Source organism: Streptomyces sp. NBC_01171 (assembly GCF_045039805.1).
Classification (GTDB): domain Bacteria; phylum Actinomycetota; class Actinomycetes; order Streptomycetales; family Streptomycetaceae; genus Streptomyces.
Genome location: NZ_CP108609.1, coordinates 5535909 through 5550166, shown reverse-complemented (window position 1 = coordinate 5550166; position 14258 = coordinate 5535909). Strand labels below are relative to the sequence as shown.

The window sequence follows — 14258 nt, the reverse complement described above, 5'->3', positions numbered from 1 at the left end:
CTCGTTCCGGCGAAGCACCGGGCCGGTCGGCCCGCCGGCCGGTGCGCGGCTGCCACCCTTCCCCCATGGTGCTGCCGCGATACTCCACCACCCCCGTCGACGCCGTCCTCAGCCGGATGCGCGCGCTCGACGCGGCGCTGCCCGAGCGGGACGGGGTCGCCGTGTTCAACCGGGTCTACCTCACCGTCACCGAGGACGTGGACCGGCGGCTGGATGCCGGGGAGTTCCCGGACCCGTGCGCGGCGGCCGCGCTGGACGTCCGGTTCGCGGAGCGGTACCTCGCGGCCGTGGACGCGGTCGAGGACGACCGCCGTCCGCCCGCCTGCTGGCGCCCGCTGTTCCAGCTCCGCCGCCATCCCGGAGTTCGGCCGCTGCAGTTCGCGCTGGCCGGTATCAACGCGCACATCGGGCACGACCTGGCGCTCGCCGTGGTCGACACCTGCCGGGCGCTGGGGTGTGCGCCGGCCGAGCTGGAGGACGAGTTCGACCGGGTGGGCGAGCTGCTGGCCGAGCTGGAGGAGCGCATCCGCGAGGATCTGATGCCGGGTCCCGACCTGCTCCAGATCGCCGACCCGATCACGCATCTGCTGGGCGCGTGGAGCCTGGAGCGGGCCCGCGACGCCACCTGGTCGGCGGCGCGGGTGCTGTGGGCGCTGCGCCGCTGCGGTGACATGGCGGAGGAGTTCACGGCCCGGCTGGACGCGGCGGTCGGCTTCGCGGGGCGGATGCTGCTGACACCACTCGGTGACTGAGCTCGCCCGAGGTGGACCGACGTGGCCTGAAGTCACCCCATCGGGTGACTTACGGAACAGCCGGGCGAGGGCCGCGCGTTGAAGAGGCGTCCCGACGCGAAGGAGCACCGGTATGACGACCAGGCTCGGCCTCGGCCTTCCCCAGATGCGCCAGTACGACCTCGGCAGGGACGTGCCCGACGTGGCACGCGCCGCCGAGGAGATCGGTTACGACAGCCTGTGGGTCTTCGAACGGGCCCTGGTCCCGGAGCCCGCCACCCAGGGCCTGTACGGCATACCGGGTCTGCCCTGGCCCGAGGGGTACCGGGGCGTGGCCGACCCGCTGGTCACCCTCACCCTGGCCGCTACCGCGACCTCGCGCGCGGAGCTGGGCTCCAGCGTGCTGGTGGCCCCGCTGCACCTGCCCTTCCAGCTCGCCAAGTCACTGGCCACACTGGACGTGGTGAGCGGCGGCCGGGTCATCGCCGGCTTCGGCACGGGCTGGTCCCTGGACGAGTACGCGGCCTCGGGCGTGCTCCCCTTCGAGGAGCGCGGCACGGCGCTGGACGAGGTGATCGCGGTGTGCCGGGCCGTATGGGGCCCTGATCCGGTCGTCCATCACGGCAAGACCACCGACATCGCCTCCGCGATCGTCGGCCCGAAGCCGGTGCGGCCGGTCCCGGTCCTGCTGGCCGCGTCCAACCGGCGGGCGATGCGGCGGCTGGTGGAGCGGGCCGACGGCTGGCTGCCGGGCGCCTACGGTCCGGAGCAGCTCGCCGCCCAGTGGCGCGACCTGCGGGAGCTGGCCGAGGAAACCGGGCGCACGGAGCCCGTCCGTACGGTCATCAGGGTCAACGCGCGGGTGGCCGCGAAGCCGAACACCGCCGCGGACCGCCCCCTGTTCGAGGGCGACACCGATCAGATCGCGGCGGACGTCGCGGCGCACACCGGCATCGTTCCGGACGCGGAGATCCTCCTGGACGTCCAGAGCGAGGCACGGGACGCGGCCGAGCTGAAGGACACCGCCGCCGAGCTGTACGAGAAGGCGCGGGCGGCCGGGGTCTGAACCCCGGCCACCGCGCGCCTTCTCAAGCCCTGCGGCTCAGTCCTCGGGCAGCTCGACGGGCGCGATCTCGTCGTACACGTCGCCGGGGCCCGGGTTGGTCGGGTCGGTCTCGCCGCCGAAGTGCCGCATGACGCCCCAGACCGCGTTCAGCGCGGTCTGGACCGCGCCCTCGGCCCAGCCGGCCGTCCAGGAGATGTCGTCACCGGCGAGGAAGACGCCCCGCTTGTCCTCGGGCAGCCGGTCCTGCATGAAGTGCGTGAACAGGCGGCGCTGGTAGCGGTAGTGGCCGGGCAGGTTGGCCTTGAACGCGCCCATGAAGTAGGGCTCGTTCTCCCAGGAGACGGTCACCGGGTTGCCGATGATGTGCTTCCGGATGTCGACCTTCGGGTAGATCTCGCCGAGCGACTTCAGCATGACCTCCATCCGCTCGTTCGCGGACAGCGGCAGCCACTTCAGGCTGTCGTCGCACCAGGTGTAGGAGAGGCAGATGACGGCCGGCTTGTCCGGCCCCTCGTCCAGCAGGTAGGTGCCGCGCGTCATCCGGTCGGTGAGCGTCATCGACATGACGTCCCGGCCGGTCTCCTCGTCCTTGTCCAGCCAGAACGGCCGGTCCACCGGCACGAACAGCTTGGAGGACTCCATGTAGTGGGTGCGCTCGATCGCGGTCCAGTGGTCGATCGGGAAGAGCGAGTCGTCACAGGCGATCTTGGAGAGCAGCATCCAGGACTGGGCGGTGAAGATCGCCGCCTGGTAGGTCCGGATGTCGCCGTTCGCATCCGTGACCGTGATCCGGTTGCCGGAGGTGCAGTTCAGCCGGGTCACGGCCGGGCGGGGCTCGCCGTTCACGTGCAGGGAGGCCAGCGAGGTGCCGTAGGGCCAGTGGACGATCTTCTCCGGCTCGCGCTCCCACAGGCGCAGCGGCAACTGCTGGGAGCCGCCGACGATGCCCCGGTGGTGGTCGTCGGCCTCGGTGTAGACGACGCGCAGGATCTCCAGGATGGAGTTGGGGAAGTCGGTGTCCCAGCCACCGGTGCCGAAGCCGACCTGGCCGAAGATCTCGCGGTGCCGGAAGGACTTGAACGCCTCGGAGTCGCAGAGGAAGCCGTAGAAGGTCTGGTTGTCGAGCTTCTCGACCAGCTTCGCCCAGATCTCGCGGATGCGCGGGACGTCACGCTCGCGCATGGCGCGGTTCATGTCGGAGAAGTCGGCACCCTCCTCCAGGCACTTGCCCCACGCGGCGGCGACGTCCCGGTAGACCTGCGGCAGGTCCTCGACGGTCTCCGCGTAGTGCGACTCGCCCTTGAGGTCCACGACGGTGGAGGGCGTGCCCTCTGCCAGCGGGTTGGGGAAGGGCCGGGTGTGCAGGCCGACGAGGTCGATGTAGTGCTGGAGGGCCGTGGAGGACGGCGGGAAGCGCATCGCGCCCATCTCGGCGGTCAGCGACTCGTCGCAGCCCTCGAACCCGACGGTGCGCAGCCGGCCGCCGAGCTGGTCGGCCTCGTAGACGACGGGCTTGAGGCCCATCTTCATCAGCTCGTACGCGGCGACGATGCCGGACAGACCGCCCCCGATGACGGCGACCTCGGTCCCGTGCTCGGTCGCCGGTATCTGGCCGAGCCCCGCCGGGTGGGCGAGGAAGTCGTCGTAGGCGTAGGGGAAGTCCGGGCCGAACATGGTGATCGGCGGCTGCTGCTCGTCGGCGTGCTCGACGGCGTTGGGCACCGTGGACGTCATGGGGTACGGACTCCTTGCGCGGAAGTACTGCGAGGAACTGCGGGGGGGGTTCAGGCGGTGAGCGAGCCGTACAGACCGGGGCGGCGGTCGTTCAGGTACGGGTTGGCCTCGCGGGAGGCGGCCAGGAAGGCGGGATCGGCGTCGGCGAACACCAACTGGGCCTCGGAGCGCCCGGCGCGGACGCGGGCCACACCGTCGGGTCCGGCCAGGGTGGTGAGCCCGACGAACTCGAACTCCCCTTCCTGGCCGACCCGGTTGACGTAGGCCACGTACATCTGGTTCTCGAAGGCGCGCACCGGGATCATCGACTCCGGCACGAACTGGTACGGGTGCATCTGCGCGGTCGGCACGATCAGCAGGTCGGTGCCGGCCAGCGCGTGGGCGCGGACGTTCTCCGGGAACTCGACGTCGTAGCAGATCAGCAGGCCCACGGTGAGGCCGTTCAGCTCGGTCTGGACGACCTGCCGCTCGCCCGGCGTGAAGTGGTCGCGCTCGAAGCAGCCGAAGAGGTGGGTCTTGCGGTAGTTGGCCAGCCGGGCGCCCTCGGCGGAGACGATCTGGGCGGAGTTGTACACCGTCTCGCCGTCGCGCTCGGGGTAGCCGTAGGCGATGGCGAGGCCGTGCCGGGTGGCGATGTCGGCGACGGCGTCGGCCGAGTCGCCGTCGGCGGGCTCGGCGAGGTGCGGGATCTCGCCGCCGATCGCGTACCCGGTCAGGAACATCTCCGGTGCGGCCAGGAGCCCGGCGCCCGCCTCGGCGGCGCGGCCCGCGGCCTCGTCGAGGACCTTGAGGTTCTCGGCGACGGAACCGGGGCGGCCGGAGCTCTGGAGCAGGGCGGTGCGCATGGGTGTTCCTCACCGGAAGAAAAGGGGGGTTCAGGGGCATCGGGGAGCCAGTAAGACGGTACGGTCGGCGCGCTCATCCGGACAAGAAGCACCCGTTGCGCGCCGGTGCGCGGTTCGTTGCGTCGGCGTACCCTCGGGCGGCGATTCATTGCGTGTGCCATCGATGCACGCGCGTAGAAGACGGCTACAGCTCGCGGAGCCGGCGCACGATCTCCCGCAGCAGCTCGGGATCGGCGGCAGTGCCGTGGACCGGGAGGCGGCGGGGCGCGTCGATGCGGATCAGCCCCTGTTCGGCCAGGTCACCGAGGAGTACGCGGACGACCGTGAGCGGCAGGTCGGCGTCGGCCGCCAACTCGACGACCGGGCGCGGACCCCGCCGGACATGGCCGAGCAGCGCCGCGCGGGCGTGATCGACACCGGGACCGTCCGGGCCGGGCTCCAGCGCCGTGACCCGTGACATCAGGTCGATGGCGTGTCGCGCCGAGGGCCGGGTGCGGCCGCGGGTGACGGTGTAGGGGCGAACCATCGCCCCGGTGTCCTCCTCGTACCAGTACTCCTCGTCCACCGCCGGTCACGGCGCCGAGCGGGCCGCGGCGTCCAGATGACGGCCGAGGCGGCGGACGAGGAGGGCCATCTCGTGGGCGAGCTGCCCCACGTCGGTGCGGGCCTCGCAGAGCACGGCGAGCCGGCTGCCGTGTCCGGCGGGGGTGATGAAGAGGTAGGCGTCCTCCAGCATGACCATGGTCTGCCGGACCTCACCGGTGGCGAACCGCTCCCCCGCCGAGTCGGCGAGCCCCTGCAGGCCCGAGCAGACGGCGGACAGGTGCTCGATGTCACGGCGGCGCATGCCGTCGGAGCTGCTGAGCGGCAGTCCGTCGGCGGTCAGGAGCACCGCCTGACGGACGTGTTCGGTGCGCGAGACGAGGTCGTCGAGCAGCCAGCCCAGGTCGGTACCGGGCGCGCCCTCGGGCACGGCCGGGTTCTCCGGGTTCAGATCGTCACCGTACATCGTCGGTGTCCGTCCCTTCGTCGGCGTTGACGTCGGCGGGAATGCCCTTGCGGCCGTCGCTCAGGCCCCGCTGGAAGGCGGCGAACAGGGCCCGCATCTCCTCGGGGTCGGCCGCGCCGAGCGAGGTGTCGCCGGCGGGCGGCGCATCGGCGCGGAGTTCCGGGGCGAGGGATGCCTGCCGGGTGCGGGTGGGCAGCGCGGCGGTGCCGGGAGACACCGGTACCGGCGCGCGTGCCGGTCTGCGAGGGCTCGCGGGTGCGGGGGCCTGGCGGCCCCGAGCGGGTTCGACGGTTGCCAGCACCCCGGCCGGGAGCAGCACCGTGGCGGTCGTGCCCCCGTAGGGGGACTCCCCGAGGCTCACCTCGATGCCGTGCCGGGCGGCGAGGCGGCCGACGACGTACAGGCCGAGCCGGTCGTGCCGGGTGGGGTCGAAGGCGTCGGGGTCGCGCAGGGTGCGTTCGGCCTCTTCGCGCTGTCCGGTGTCCAGGCCGAGTCCCCGGTCGTCGACGCGCAGGACGAGGCGGCCGGCCTCGTGCCCGGTGCGCAGGGTGACCTCGGTGTGCGGAGGCGAGAACAGGGTGGCGTTCTCCAGGAGTTCGGCCAGCAGGTGCACCACGTCGGCGACGGCGTCGGCCGCGATCCCGTCACCCGGCATCGGCGGCACGACCACGCGGGCGTACGCCTCGATCTCGCTCACCGCCGAGGCGACCACGTCCGCCACCGGTACGGGCCCGCGCCAGCGGCGGCCGGGTGCGGCGCCGGAGAGGATGATCAGGCTCTCCGCGTGGCGGCGCATCCGGGTGGTGAGGTGGTCGATCCGGAACAGCTCGCTCAGCACGTCCGGGTCGTCGGTGCGCCGCTCCAGGGTGTCGACGAGCTTCAACTGCCGGTGTACGAGTGCCTGGTTGCGGCGCGCGATGTTGAGCAGGACCGCCGACAGGCCCTGGCGCAGGGTGGCCTGATGGACGGCGGCCTCCACGGCGGCGAGCCGGGCGGTGTTGAAGGAGCGGCCGACCTGGCCGATCTCGTCGTCGCCCGCTTCGCCGGCGGTGAGTGGCGGGGCCTCGGCGACCGCGTCGACCCGCTCCCCCGCGCTCAGCCGGCGCATCACGTCCGGGAGTTGGCGGGTGCTGAGCAGGTCGGCCGCGTCGCGCAGGTTCTCCAGCCGCCGGGAGACGCGCCGGGCACCGCGTACCGCCAGCCACAGGGATAGGGCCGCGGCCGCCAGCCCGATCGCACCGACGACGGCTGCCCTGGTCAACTCCTGGTAGGCGAAGGCCCGTCCGCGTGCGGCGGAGTACTCGGCGGCGCTGGAGCACATCCGCATGTAGCTGTGCACGGCCCGGTCCGCGACCGACCGCCAGGTGTCGGCGGCGACGGCCTCGTCCGCGCCGTCGGCCCCGGCGGCGAGCAGCGCGTCCTCCGCGTGTTCCAGCGCCCGGTGCGGACCGCCGTCGCGGAACTTCTCGTACAGGGCGCGGGAGTCGGCGGGCAGATCGGGCGCGTAGGTCCGCTCGAAGACACGGCGGTCCTCGATGGTGGCGGTCAGCAGGGCGTACTGGGCGGGGGTGAGGGTGTCCGCGGCTCGCGCCCCGGCGACCAGGGCGTCCTCCCTGGAGACGAACTCCCTTACGCGCACCAGCTCGACGAGGATCTGCGCCTCGCGGGCGAGCTGTCCGGCCTGGAGCGCGGTGAGCGCGGACTGGACGGCGAAGCCGGGCTCGACGAGGGCGCTGTACTCGGTGACGGCCCGGTCCCACACGATCCGCCGCGCCAGTACGTCACGGCGCAGCGCCTCCAGTTTCCCGGTGGCCGTGACCATGGCGTCCAGGGCCCGCCGCTGCCGGGCGGTGAGCCGGTCCCGGTCGCCGTTCGCCATGGCCCGTCGCATCGCGGTGACCGCGCGGTCGGTGCGACGCTGCTGGGCGAGGAGGGCGGCGGCCGGCGCGGTCGTGCGCGGTCCGCCCAGATAGGCCGCGGACAGGCGGCGCTCGATCTGGATCTGTCCGACCGCGGTGTCCACGGGGGTGCCGTAGTCCTCGTAGACCCCCTGGAGCCGGATCAGGGCCCGTAATTCGCCGGTGACGGAGACCATGGCGAAGCTCCACAGCACCGTCAGGGCGAGAGCCGGGGCCAGGGCCAGGGCAACGATCCGGGCGCGGACGGTCCGGGGACGGCAGAGGGGCCAACGCATGGATCACCTGCCGGTTACCAGTCGGTAGAAAGTGCCGGACAACCTACGGGATCGCTCCGGGGAGCGCAATGGTTACCGTAGGTAGCCCGACCCTCCGGCAAGGCCGCTCAGCCCGGCGCGCCCGAGGAGAAGCGGCGCAGCAGCGGCGAGAGCACCAGCACCGACTTGGTGCGCTCCACGAAGGGCTCCCCGGCGATCCGCTCCAGCACCCGCTCGAAGTGCCGCATGTCGGAGGCGAAGACCTGGGCGATGGCGTCCGCGTCCCCGGTGACGGTGGAGGCGGCCACCACCTCCTGGTAGCGCTCCAGACCGCGCAGGATGGTCTCCGGCGAGGTGTTGCTGCGGCAGTAGATCTCGACGAATCCCTCCGTCTCCCAGCCGAGCGCCGCCGGGTCCACCCGGACGGTGAACCCGGTGATGGCGCCGGTGGCCCGCAGCCGGTCGACCCGCCGCTTCACGGCCGGCGCGGACAGGCCGACCAGTTGCCCGATGTCCGCGTAGGAGCGCCGGGCGTCCTCGGCGAGGGCGTGCACGATGCGTTCGTCGAGATCGTTCAGCACTGCGGGTGGTTCACTTTTCTGGGAGGAGTTCTACGCTTGCTCGGCGACGGCGGGTTCCGCGTTCGCCATCCGGGACCGGCGGTAGCCGTAACTGAAGTAGAACACGAGCCCGACGGCCATCCAGACTCCGAAGACCACCCAGGTGACGGCGGAGAGGGAGGCCATCATCCACAGGCACAGCAGGAAGCCGATCGCGGGCATCCCCGGAGCGAACGGAACCCGGAACGTGCGGCGCATGGCCGGGCGCGTCCGGCGCAGCACCACGACGGCGACGTTGACCAGCGCGAAGGCGAACAGCGTGCCGATGCTGGTGGCGTCGGCGAGCTGGCCGAGCGGGATCGCGGCGGCGAGGACACCGCAGAACAGCGAGACGATGACCGTGTTGGCGCGGGGCGTGCCGGTCTTCGGGTGGACCCGGGCGAACACCTTGGGCACCAGGCCGTCGCGGGCCATCGCGAACAGGATGCGGGTCTGGCCGTAGAGGACGGTCAGCACGACGCTGGCGATCGCGATGACGGCGCAGGCCGCCAGGAGCGTGCCCCAGAAGGTCTGCCCGGTGACGTCCTTCATGATCTCGGCGAGCGCGGCCTCCGAGTCGCCGAACTGCCGCCAGGGCTTCGCGCCGACGGCGACGGCCGCGACGAGGACGTACAGCGCGGTCACGATGACGAGCGAGAGCATGATCGCGCGCGGCAGGTCGCGCTGCGGGTCCTTGGCCTCCTCGCCGGCGGTGGAGGCGGCGTCGAAGCCGATGTAGGAGAAGAACAGGGTGGCGCCGGCCGCGCTGACGCCCGCCATGCCGAGCGGCATGAAGTGCTCGTAGTTGCCGGAGCGCAGGCCCTGGACCCCGATCGCGCAGAACAGCACCAGCGCGGCGATCTTCACGGCCACCATGATGGTGTTGGCGCGCGCCGACTCGCGGGCTCCGCCCAGCAGGAACGCCATCGCGAGCAGGACGACGATCAGCGCGGGCAGGTTGAAGATGCCGCCGTCACCGGGCGGCGCGGAGAGCGCGTCCGGGATGGTGACGCCGATGGTGCCGTCGAGCAGCTCGTTCAGGTACTCGCCCCAGCCGACGGCGACGGCCGCGACGGAGACGCCGTACTCCAGGACCAGGCACCAGCCGCAGATCCAGGCGATCAGCTCGCCCATCGTTGCGTACGCGTACGAGTACGAGGAGCCGGCGACCGGGATGGTGCCGGCCAGCTCCGCGTAGGAGAGGGCCGAGAACAGCGCCGTCAGACCGGCGACGACGAACGACAGGGTGACCGCGGGTCCGGCCTTGGGGACGGCCTCGCCGAGGACGACGAAGATGCCGGTGCCGAGCGTGGCACCGATGCTGATCATGGTGAGCTGCCACAGGCCGAGGGAGCGCCGCAGCGAGCCTCCCTCACCGTGTCCGCCCTCCTGCACCAGGCGTTCCACCGGCTTGCGGCGCATGAGGCGCGCGCCGAGGCCCGGGGAGGACGGGGCGGTGGTGGGTGGGGACTGCGAGGGTGCGCCTTGGTCGAGCACGCGCTGGCTCCTTCGTCGCTGCCGGTCGAAGAGGACGGGAACCGGCGGAACCCCTGACAGCCGGGACCCGCCGAGCGGGGTCCCCGCCACGCCTGTGTGTACAGCGCCCGACCCTATGAGTTCGGGTTTCACGGGCGTAATGCAGCAACCTTGCGCATCTCCGCAAGATCGTTGCGTTCATCGCATCCCGGCGCGAGTTCGTTGTGCGGGGCTTATCGATGGTTGCGCGAGGTGACGTCCGGGCGGCCGAGGAGCCTCCGGGACGGCCCCGACACGGACGGCCCCCGCTCCCGGAGAGGGGGGCGGGGGCCGTACGGGGAACGAGCGGGTGATCAGCTCCAGCTCGCGTGCAGGGGCATGCCCTCGGCGTACCCGGCCGCGCTCTGGATGCCGACGATGGCCTTCTGGGCGAACTCCTCCAGCGAACCGGCACCGGCGTAGGTGCAGGAGGAGCGGACGCCCGCGATGATCGAGTCGACCAGGTCCTCCACGCCCGGCCGGGCCGGGTCGAGGAACATGCGGGAGGTGGAGATGCCCTCCTCGAAGAGCCCCTTGCGGGCGCGGTCGTACGACGACTCCTCGGAGGTGCGGTTGCGCACCGCGCGGGCGGACGCCATGCCGAACGACTCCTTGTACAGGCGGCCGTTGGCGTCCTGCTGGAGGTCGCCGGGCGACTCGTAGGTGCCGGCGAACCAGGAGCCGACCATGACGTTGGAGGCACCGGCCGCCAGCGCCATGGCCACGTCGCGCGGGTGGCGGACACCGCCGTCGGCCCACACGTGCTTGCCGTGCTTCTTCGCCTCGGCGGCGCACTCCAGCACGGCGGAGAACTGCGGGCGGCCCACGCCGGTCATCATCCGGGTGGTGCACATGGCGCCCGGTCCGACGCCGACCTTGATGATGTCGGCGCCCGCCTCGATCAGGTCGCGGACGCCCTCGGCGGACACGATGTTGCCCGCGACGATCGGCACCTGCGGGTCGAGGGCGCGCACGGTGCGGACCGCACTGATCATCGACTCCTGGTGGCCGTGCGCGGTGTCGATGACGAGGGTGTCCACGCCCGCGTCGAGAAGCTGCTTGGCCTTGCCCGCCACGTCGCCGTTGATGCCCACGGCCGCCGCGATGCGCAGCTTGCCGTCGGCGTCCACGGCCGGGGTGTACAGGGTGGCGCGCAGGGCGCCCTTGCGGGTGAGGATGCCGGCGAGACGGCCCTCGGCGTCGACGGCCGGGGCGTAGCGGCGGTTGGCCGCGTCCAGGATGTTGAACGCCTCGCGCGGGTCGATACCGGCGTCGAGCAGCAGCAGGTCACGGGACATGACCACTTCGAGCTGGGTGAACCGGTCGACCCCACTGAGGTCCTTGTCGGTGACGACACCGACGGGACGGTAGTCGGCGTCCACGACGACCCCGGCGTTGTGCGCCCGCTTGGGCAGCAGGGCCAGCGCGTCGGCGACGGTCTGGTGCGGGGACAGCACGATCGGGGTGTCCAGCACGAGATGGCGGCTCTTGACCCAGGAGACGACCTCGGTGACGACGTCGATGGGGATGTCCTGCGGGATGACCACCAGGCCGCCGCGCCGGGCCATCGTCTCCGCCATCCGGCGTCCCGCGATGGCGGTCATGTTGGCGACGACCAGCGGGATGGTGGTGCCGGTGCCGTCGGGAGAGCCGAGGTCCACCGCCTGCCGGGAGCCGACCGCCGAGCGGCTCGGCACCATGAAGACGTCGTCGTACGTCAGGTCGTAGGCGGGCTGGATGTCATTGAGGAAACGCACGTGCCGCACATCCCAGTCGATCAGAGGTGACCCCCTGACGGGTGCGCCAGGGGGAAAGAGCACGTACTTCATTGTCCCATGCCAGGGCCCTGACCATGCCCTCACCGAACCTCCAGGGACCCGGGGTCACAGCTCGGAGGTTCCTCCAAGGGCGAGCATCACGTCGAGGAACGAGGTGCGCTCGACCGCCTCGGAGAACACGTCCCGCGCGATGCGCCACTCCTGCCCGTTCAGCTCGGCGAACGGCTCCCAGTTCCGTACGACGATCAGCAGCCCGCGCTCTATGGCGGCCGGGGGCCAGACGGTGGTGTCGGAGAGGGAGTCCAGCAGGGCGTCCCAGTTGCGGCCGAACCAGTCGGGCAGGTTCAGCGCGGTCGCGACCCGGTCCATCAGTCCGGCCTTGTCGCGGACCCCCTTGAGGTCGAGGGTGACCGCGTACCGGTCGACAAGGTCTTCGCTCATCTCAGCACCGCCCGGAACGAGTTGTAATGATCATCGGTGTAGTAGAACTCCCCACCGTCACCGGTGACAATGCGCCGGGCGCCCCGGCTGCTGGATGCGGGGGTCGGCACGGTGTACTCGTGGTAGTAACCGCGCGGGTGCCTGGGCAGATGCTTCTCGAAGTTCCCGAAGACGATCCCGTCCCGCGCGTACGGATAGGGGCCGCCCTTGTCGATGAGGGCGAGGGTCCGCCGGGCCTCGGCGGGCAGCCGGGACTCGGGGACGGTGGCCATGCCCGCGGCCCAGGCCGGGACCGAGGCGGCGGGAGTGGCCTTCTGCGAGGCGGCCGGGGGCTCGGTGGCCGTGTCCGGACCGGCGCAGCCGGCCAGCAGGACACCGAGGACGGCCAGCACACCGGCGAGCAGACGCGCTCGGCCGCTGTTTCTCTTGAGGATCTGGGGGACGAACCGCGACAGCATGCCGCAGATGCTGCCACGGCCCGCCCGCCGTGGCAGCGTTCCGCCGGTTTCCGGCCCGCCCGGGCCCTCAGACCCCGTCGGGGTCGGCGCGGCTGAGCGCGGGCTTGGGCGCGGCGCCCGCGGTGAGCAGGTAGTCCGCGGCCGAGGTGTCCGTCACCAGGCTGGTGACCAGCCCGGAGCGCAGCACCGCGTCGATCGCCGGGGCCTTGCGCTGCCCGCCCGCGATGGCCACGACCTCGGGGATACGGCGCAACTGGTCGGTCTTGACCGTGATGCACCGCTCCCCCAGGTCCCGTCCGATCCGGCGCCCGTCGGCATCGAAGAGGTGCGCGGACATCTCGGCGGCGACACCGAGCGAGGCGTAGTGCGCGCGCTCCTCGTCGCTGAGCATGTCGTGCACCGTGGAGATGCCCGGTTCCCAGGAGCCGATGGAGACGCAGGCGACCGTGACCTTGTCGAAGTACTCGAAGGCGCGGGCGATCCCGGTCTGGTTGCGCAGGGCGGCGGCGGTCGCCTCGTCCGGGAGCAGCATCGGCGCGTAGATGGGGTGGGCGTCCCCGCCGGACACCTGGGCGGCGCGGCGGACGGCCTCCACCGAGCCGCGCTCGGCGGTCCCGGCGTCGTACACGCCCGTCAACTGCACCACCGTGCACGGCGGCAGGCGGTCGAGCGCGGCCGCCATGTGAATGGTGGAGCGGCCCCAGGCGAGCCCGAGGACGTCGCCCTCGTCGACGAGTTCACCGAGCAGGTCGGCGGCGACCTCGCCCAGGTTCTCCGGATCGGGGGTCTCCTCGGCGTCGGCCGGGGACTCGACCACGACGGCGTGTCTGAGACCGTACCGGGCGCGGAGCGCGTCCGAGCGCTCGGCGTCCAGCTCGGCCGGGACGCGGATCTCGATGCGGACGAGATCCCGTTCGAGGGCGGTCTCCAGGACCCGGGCCACCTTGAAGCGGCTGACGCCGAACTCCTCGGCGATCTGGATCTTGGACTTGCCCTCCAGGTAGAAGCGGCGGGCCATGGCCGCCGCCTGCACCAGCTCAGCGGGTCCCATCCGCATGGCTGACCGGCCCGCCGACATACCCGACACGGCGCTCTCCTCACTGCTGTTCACACTCTGGATTCGCCGTTCATCCTCGCAGATCCGGCGCCGTGAATCCGCCCTGATGGGCGGCCTTCTCTCAACCGTTCATCTACGCGTGACTCAGTGGCCGCACGCCCAGGACGAATCGGCGATCGCCCGATCCGCCTGCGCGCGCAGCACACGGACCGCCTCGGCCGGGTCCTGGGCGCCGTACACGGCCGATCCGGCGACGAACACGTCCGCCCCCGCCTCGGCACAGCGCTCGATCGTCTCGGCCGAGACACCGCCGTCGACCTGGAGCCACATCTGGAGACCGTGCTTGGCGATCAGGTCGCGGGTACGGCGGATCTTGGGCAGCGTGACGTCGAGGAACGCCTGCCCGCCGAAGCCCGGCTCGACCGTCATGATCAGCAGCATGTCCAGCTCGGGGAGCATGTCCTCGTACGACTCGATCGGCGTCGCGGGCTTGAGGGCCATGGCGGCGCGGGCGCCCTTCGCGCGGATCTCGCGGGCGAGCCGGATCGGGGCGTGTGCCGCCTCCACGTGGAAGGTCACCGAGGAGGCGCCCGCCTCGACGTACTGCGGGGCCCAGCGGTCGGGGTCCTCGATCATCAGGTGGCAGTCCAGCGGGATGTCCGTGGCGCGGGCCAGGGACTCCACGACGGGGGTGCCGAGCGTGAGGTTCGGGACGAAGTGGTTGTCCATGACGTCGACGTGGAGCCAGTCGGCGCCCTCGACCGCCTTCGCCTCGTCGGCGAGGCGGGCGAAGTCTGCGGACAGGATGCTGGGGTTGATCTGCGCGGCCATGGGGCCAAGCCTGCCATGCCC

Annotated in this window: 14 protein-coding genes; 2 read left to right on the top strand and 12 right to left on the bottom strand. The window is 71.9% G+C overall.

What is annotated here, in order from left to right:
• Positions 1-65: 65 nt before the first annotated feature.
• Together OG448_RS25620 and OG448_RS25615 are read left to right on the top strand one after the other, a co-directional pair.
• Complete coding sequence (locus tag OG448_RS25620) at positions 66-752, top strand: DUF5995 family protein (RefSeq protein WP_405557192.1); 687 nt, start codon at positions 66-68, stop codon at positions 750-752.
• A gap of 112 nt (positions 753-864) precedes the next feature.
• A complete protein-coding gene (locus OG448_RS25615; RefSeq protein ID WP_405557190.1) occupies positions 865-1797 on the top strand; it encodes an LLM class F420-dependent oxidoreductase in 933 nt (310 codons plus the stop codon).
• 36 nt (positions 1798-1833) lie between these two features.
• On the opposite strand, the gene OG448_RS25610 is transcribed toward OG448_RS25615, so the two are convergent.
• From OG448_RS25610 to rpe, 12 genes are all read right to left on the bottom strand, one after another.
• Entirely contained in the window at positions 1834-3531 is a 1698-nt protein-coding gene (locus tag OG448_RS25610; protein WP_405557188.1) for a flavin monoamine oxidase family protein, read from the bottom strand.
• 50 nt (positions 3532-3581) lie between these two features.
• On the bottom strand, positions 3582-4376 hold the full coding sequence (locus OG448_RS25605) for a carbon-nitrogen hydrolase family protein (RefSeq protein WP_405557186.1): 795 nt from the start codon (positions 4374-4376) through the stop codon (positions 3582-3584).
• Positions 4377-4560: 184 nt separating this feature from the next.
• Positions 4561-4941 carry a DUF742 domain-containing protein gene (locus OG448_RS25600; RefSeq protein ID WP_405557185.1) on the bottom strand — a complete coding sequence of 127 codons (381 nt, stop codon included), beginning with the start codon at positions 4939-4941 and terminating at the stop codon, positions 4561-4563.
• 6 nt (positions 4942-4947) lie between these two features.
• Complete coding sequence (locus OG448_RS25595; protein WP_405557183.1) at positions 4948-5385, bottom strand: roadblock/LC7 domain-containing protein; 438 nt, start codon at positions 5383-5385, stop codon at positions 4948-4950.
• Positions 5375-7579 carry a nitrate- and nitrite sensing domain-containing protein gene (locus OG448_RS25590; RefSeq protein WP_405557181.1) on the bottom strand — a complete coding sequence of 735 codons (2205 nt, stop codon included), beginning with the start codon at positions 7577-7579 and terminating at the stop codon, positions 5375-5377. Before OG448_RS25590 ends, OG448_RS25595 begins: the two co-directional genes overlap by 11 nt.
• Before the next feature lie 107 nt (positions 7580-7686).
• Positions 7687-8139: an Lrp/AsnC family transcriptional regulator gene (locus tag OG448_RS25585; RefSeq protein ID WP_405557179.1), complete on the bottom strand. Its 453-nt coding sequence runs from the start codon at positions 8137-8139 to the stop codon at positions 7687-7689.
• A 30-nt stretch (positions 8140-8169) separates the two neighbouring features.
• Positions 8170-9654 (bottom strand): amino acid permease, encoded by a 1485-nt coding sequence (locus OG448_RS25580; protein ID WP_405557178.1) that lies wholly within the window; start codon positions 9652-9654, stop codon positions 8170-8172.
• 332 nt (positions 9655-9986) lie between these two features.
• Positions 9987-11429 carry a GuaB1 family IMP dehydrogenase-related protein gene (locus OG448_RS25575; protein WP_405557176.1) on the bottom strand — a complete coding sequence of 481 codons (1443 nt, stop codon included), beginning with the start codon at positions 11427-11429 and terminating at the stop codon, positions 9987-9989.
• A 126-nt stretch (positions 11430-11555) separates the two neighbouring features.
• Positions 11556-11891 (bottom strand): barstar family protein, encoded by a 336-nt coding sequence (locus tag OG448_RS25570; RefSeq protein WP_405557174.1) that lies wholly within the window; start codon positions 11889-11891, stop codon positions 11556-11558.
• Positions 11888-12349: a ribonuclease domain-containing protein gene (locus OG448_RS25565; RefSeq protein WP_405557172.1), complete on the bottom strand. Its 462-nt coding sequence runs from the start codon at positions 12347-12349 to the stop codon at positions 11888-11890. The genes OG448_RS25570 and OG448_RS25565 overlap by 4 nt, the downstream gene beginning before the upstream one ends.
• A 67-nt stretch (positions 12350-12416) precedes the next feature.
• Positions 12417-13460 carry a sugar-binding transcriptional regulator gene (locus tag OG448_RS25560; protein ID WP_030810559.1) on the bottom strand — a complete coding sequence of 348 codons (1044 nt, stop codon included), beginning with the start codon at positions 13458-13460 and terminating at the stop codon, positions 12417-12419.
• A gap of 90 nt (positions 13461-13550) precedes the next feature.
• Positions 13551-14237: a ribulose-phosphate 3-epimerase gene (gene rpe, locus OG448_RS25555; protein WP_405557171.1), complete on the bottom strand. Its 687-nt coding sequence runs from the start codon at positions 14235-14237 to the stop codon at positions 13551-13553.
• Positions 14238-14258: the final 21 nt, after the last annotated feature.

Excerpts from the sequence above, each read along its gene's own strand:
- OG448_RS25620 (WP_405557192.1), top strand. The coding sequence starts at position 66 with ATGGTGCTGCCGCGATACTCCACCACCCCCGTCGACGCCGTCCTCAGC.
- OG448_RS25615 (WP_405557190.1), top strand. The coding sequence starts at position 865 with ATGACGACCAGGCTCGGCCTCGGCCTTCCCCAGATGCGCCAGTACGAC.
- OG448_RS25610 (WP_405557188.1), bottom strand. The coding sequence starts at position 3,531 with ATGACGTCCACGGTGCCCAACGCCGTCGAGCACGCCGACGAGCAGCAG.
- OG448_RS25605 (WP_405557186.1), bottom strand. The coding sequence starts at position 4,376 with ATGCGCACCGCCCTGCTCCAGAGCTCCGGCCGCCCCGGTTCCGTCGCC.
- OG448_RS25595 (WP_405557183.1), bottom strand. The coding sequence starts at position 5,385 with ATGTACGGTGACGATCTGAACCCGGAGAACCCGGCCGTGCCCGAGGGC.
- OG448_RS25590 (WP_405557181.1), bottom strand. The coding sequence starts at position 7,579 with ATGCGTTGGCCCCTCTGCCGTCCCCGGACCGTCCGCGCCCGGATCGTT.
- OG448_RS25570 (WP_405557174.1), bottom strand. The coding sequence starts at position 11,891 with ATGAGCGAAGACCTTGTCGACCGGTACGCGGTCACCCTCGACCTCAAG.
- OG448_RS25565 (WP_405557172.1), bottom strand. The coding sequence starts at position 12,349 with ATGCTGTCGCGGTTCGTCCCCCAGATCCTCAAGAGAAACAGCGGCCGA.
- rpe (WP_405557171.1), bottom strand. The coding sequence starts at position 14,237 with ATGGCCGCGCAGATCAACCCCAGCATCCTGTCCGCAGACTTCGCCCGC.